Origin of the sequence: Leucobacter soli, from assembly GCF_042659205.1 — a bacterium.
Classification (GTDB): domain Bacteria; phylum Actinomycetota; class Actinomycetes; order Actinomycetales; family Microbacteriaceae; genus Leucobacter; species Leucobacter soli.
The window spans coordinates 1-3,653 of the sequence record NZ_JBHSRW010000221.1 but is presented as its reverse complement, the minus strand read 5'-3'; the positions used below and the strand labels follow the sequence as shown (position 1 = coordinate 3,653).

5 protein-coding genes and 1 tRNA gene are annotated in these 3,653 nt (G+C 69.3%); 4 read left to right on the top strand and 2 right to left on the bottom strand.

Annotated elements, in window-relative coordinates; translation table 11 throughout:
* The coding region (locus tag ACFPZL_RS11120; protein ID WP_382335436.1) for a DUF2470 domain-containing protein at window positions 1-291 on the bottom strand (291 nt) is incomplete at its 3' end.
* 181 nt (window positions 292-472) lie between these two features.
* On the opposite strand from ACFPZL_RS11120, the gene ACFPZL_RS11115 reads away from it, so the two are divergent.
* The 4 genes from ACFPZL_RS11115 to ACFPZL_RS11100 all read left to right on the top strand — a co-directional run bounded on the left by ACFPZL_RS11115 (window position 473) and on the right by ACFPZL_RS11100 (window position 3,186).
* Window positions 473-1,726, top strand: coding sequence for a serine hydrolase domain-containing protein (locus ACFPZL_RS11115; RefSeq protein ID WP_218115438.1), 1,254 nt, complete (start codon window positions 473-475; stop codon window positions 1,724-1,726).
* Between the two features lie 57 nt (window positions 1,727-1,783).
* Window positions 1,784-1,854, top strand: a tRNA-Gly gene (locus ACFPZL_RS11110).
* 236 nt (window positions 1,855-2,090) lie between these two features.
* Window positions 2,091-2,258 (top strand): hypothetical protein, encoded by a 168-nt coding sequence (locus tag ACFPZL_RS11105; protein WP_218115436.1) that lies wholly within the window; start codon window positions 2,091-2,093, stop codon window positions 2,256-2,258.
* A gap of 46 nt (window positions 2,259-2,304) precedes the next feature.
* A complete protein-coding gene (locus ACFPZL_RS11100) occupies window positions 2,305-3,186 on the top strand; it encodes an exodeoxyribonuclease III (protein ID WP_218115434.1) in 882 nt (293 codons plus the stop codon).
* Between the two features lie 60 nt (window positions 3,187-3,246).
* Here the strand turns inward: ACFPZL_RS11100 and ACFPZL_RS11095 are convergent.
* Window positions 3,247-3,653: YigZ family protein (locus ACFPZL_RS11095; RefSeq protein ID WP_382335433.1), on the bottom strand; the 407-nt coding region annotated here is incomplete at its 5' end.

Here is a 3,653-nt window from a genome sequence, read left to right as displayed (position 1 = left end):
TCGGGACGCATCGTCCGCCTGCCGGGTGGAGAGTACATCGAGGGCCACGATCTCGCGACGGATATCAGCGCGCTCCGACACGGGGCCGCCGGGCCACTCGACGCGGAGTTCGCGCTCGCCGGCCGGGTCCACGACGCGCCAGACGCCCGCCGCGCCATCGAGCCCGACCATGGTGCTCTCGCGCGCATCCGGAGCGCCGAAGGCACGGGCGATCAGCAGGTTGTCCTCGGGGTGGTCGCCATTCATATGGCCGGTGACGGCGGCTACCACGGATGCGTCGAATTCACTCACATTGCCATGCTAGTAAGGATCGCCTCACCTCGCTCGTTCATCAGATGTACGCCTGAATCCGCCGTGTGTCCCCCACCCGGCCGGCGACGCCTCCCAGCCGTTGCCCAGGCAGGATCCGGGCACGCGGGCAGCAGACGGTAAACTCATCAGGTCTGTGTCATTCGGAAAGATCGGCGGTCCAGTGGGTATTCGGCTCGGAAGGCGCGCACGCCTCGCAGCGGTCGCCGCAGTCTCCGCGGCCGCGCTCGGTCTTGCCGGCTGCAGCGCCGGCGGAGTGCTCGCCCCCGCCGATGCCACCGCGAACACCGTGGGCGCGGATCTCTCGGCCGGCATCGAAGCGGCCGTCAGCACCGCGATGGAGCTGAGCGGCTCGACTGCTGCAGTGGTCGGCGTCTGGACCAGCGGCGGCGACTACGTGCAGGGCTTCGGCGACGGCGTCACCGCCAACACCAGGATCCGCGGCGCCCAGGCCACCCAGCCGGTCATGTGCGCGCTGCTGCTCGACCTGGTCGCCGAGGGACAGGTGCAGCTCGACCGCGAGCTCTCCGAGGATCTGCCCCGCCAGGTCGGGATCGAGGGCATCACCTACGGTCAGCTCTGCACCGCGAAATCGGGACTCGCCGACTTCAAGCCGCGCATCGCCTCGATCTTCGCCAACAACCCGGCGCGGCAGTGGCCGGAGGGCGAACTCCTGGCCCAGGGGCTCGCACGCTCCCCCCTCTCGTGGCCCGGGCTCGACGTTCATGTCGCCGACACGAACACCTTGCTGCTCGCGCGCGCGCTGAACGCCGTCACCGGCACGGCGGTGGACGAGCTCCTCGAACGGCACGTGTTCTCTAAGGCCGGGATGAGCTCGAGCTCGTACCCGCGGAATGTCCTCACCGAGACCACGGGCTCGGATGTCATGACCGGCCTCACCCGCCAGTTCAAGGGCAAGAACGCGGTGTGCGACGTCGATCCCATGACGGTGTCCAAGGTCTCGCCGTCGATGCTCAGCGGCGCCGGCGCGACGGTCACCACGATCTCCGACCTCAAGGGCTTCTACGAGCAGTACCTCGACGGGGCGTTCGGCGGCGAGTCCGCAGGAGTCGTCACCGAGGCTTCGCCGACCGACAACCCGAAGCGCGACAAGAACGGCGAGCCGACCGAGGAGATCGACGAAGACGCTGGATCCGGCGACCGCTTCTGGGGCTTCGGTCTCGAGCGGCGGGGTCCGCTGTGGGGCATGAGCGGTTCGATGACCGGCACCCTCACCGCCGCCTATCACGATCCCGAGAGCGGCCTCTCGGTCGTCGTCTCGCTGAACAATTCGAGCAGCGGCCCGGCCTTCGCCCGCGCGCTCGCTCTGGAGCTGGCCGCGCTGACGGGAGCCGATGTGCCCTGGAGCGCGGAGGATCAGGCGGAGAAGCTCGAAGACCTGGCGGTCTGCGGCTGAGAACGGCCGAGAAGAACGACCTCCGCGCACTGCTATAGTTGTGGCGGCACCGGCCACGGGGCCGTCGTCTAATGGTAAGACATCAGCTTCCCAAGCTGAGAACGCGGGTTCGATTCCCGTCGGCCCCTCTGTAGAGAAACGCCTGGTAGCAGGCTTCATTCGGAGTTCGTAGGGCTCATCGGCCTCGAGTGCGCGGGAGCAGTCCGAGCCCTCCGGCTTCCAGCAGCGACACGCTACTCGCAGTTGCGCAGTACTGACGGGTGCGCCGAGGTCGCACCCGTCAGTACTGAGCCATTGCGGTGGCTGGGGCGGTTGCGGTGGCCGGGCAGAGGGGGATGTCGGAGGTCACGCCTACCCTGGCGACATGAGGACAGAGGCGCCCGACGGAGTGATCGTCGTCATCGAGCAGCGCGAGAACGGCTCGGGTTTCACGACATGTCTGCGCCGCTTGGCGCGCATGGTGCTGTCGCTCGCGACTGCACTGCTGACGGTGTGCGTCATCGCCGTCGCGATCCTCCTGCTGGCGATCTGAGGCGTCCGCGTTCTCCGATCCCGCGAGCCGCCGCTACGCTGGATCCATGCGCATCGCCACCTGGAATGTGAACTCCATCCGCACCCGGGCCCCTCGCGTGGTCGACTGGCTGGTGCGCGAGGACATCGACGTGCTGGCGATGCAGGAGATCAAGTGCCGGCCCGACCAGTTCCCGGTCGACGCCTTCGAGCGCGCCGGCTACCAGCTCGAGATTCACGGGCTGAACCAATGGAACGGCGTCGCCTTCGCGAGCCGCCACGAGATGACCGACGCGGCGACCTCGTTCGCCGAGATGCCGGGCTTCGGCAATCCGATCAAGGGGCAGGAGGGCGTGCAGGGCGTCGGCCCGAACGGTCTGCCGCTCGAGGCCCGCGCGCTCGGCGTGACCGTCGGCGATCTGCGGCTCTGGAGCCTCTACGTGCCCAACGGGCGCTCTCTCGACGACCCGCACCTCGCCTACAAGCTCGACTGGCTGGCCGCACTGCGCGAGAACGCCGAGGGCTGGCTGACCGCCGATCCCGACCTCCCCCTCGCGCTGATGGGCGATTGGAACATCGCCCCCCTGCCGGGCGACATGGGCGATCCCTCCTTCGTCGAAGGCCTCTCCACGCATGTGTCCCCCGACGAGCGCTCGATGTTCGCCTCCTTCGCCCCGACCGTCGAAGACGTGGTTCGGCCGCTCGCCCCCGAGGGGTACACCTTCTGGGACTACAAAGCCGGCCGCTTCCAGAAGAACCAGGGCATGCGGATCGACTTCATCCTGGGCTCCCCGGCCTTCGCCGGCGCGGTGACCGGGGCCGCCATCGACCGCGAGGAGCGCAAGGGCGACGGGCCGAGCGACCACGTGCCGGTCATCTGCGACATCGACCCGTCACTGCTCGGCGGCACGTTCGAGGACGACTTCGACGTCCCGATGATCTTCGGTTGAGCAGGGCGCTCGGGCTGTGCAGTACGCCCGGGCTGTGCAGAGCGCGCTGCGGATCCGGCCTCAGGGTGCCAGGTCGACGTAGTCCGCACCGCCCGGGGTCACGACGGCGGAACCGGCGCTCAGCTCGGCGGCGAGCGCCTCGAGCGGCGCGAGCTGATCCTCCCCGACCAGGTAGGTCCGCGTCACGTCGTCGCTGTACTCGACCGCCCCGATCGACCAGCCCCGGCGCCGCGCCTCCGAATCGAGCTGAGGGGCGACGTCGTACGCCGAACGGACCGCGACCTCGCGGCGAAGCGCGCGGGTAACGGGCATCGCCCGCAGCACGGCCTCTGCCACGGCGGCCCGATATGCGCGGGTGAGGCCGCCGGCACCGAGCAGCACGCCCCCGAAGTAGCGGGTCACGATCGCGACGACATCGCTCAGCCCGGCGCTGACGAGCGCGTCGAGCATCGGCGCACCGGCGGTGC

Excerpts from the sequence above, each read along its gene's own strand:
- ACFPZL_RS11105 (WP_218115436.1), top strand. The coding sequence starts at position 2,091 with ATGAGGACAGAGGCGCCCGACGGAGTGATCGTCGTCATCGAGCAGCGC.
- ACFPZL_RS11100 (WP_218115434.1), top strand. The coding sequence starts at position 2,305 with ATGCGCATCGCCACCTGGAATGTGAACTCCATCCGCACCCGGGCCCCT.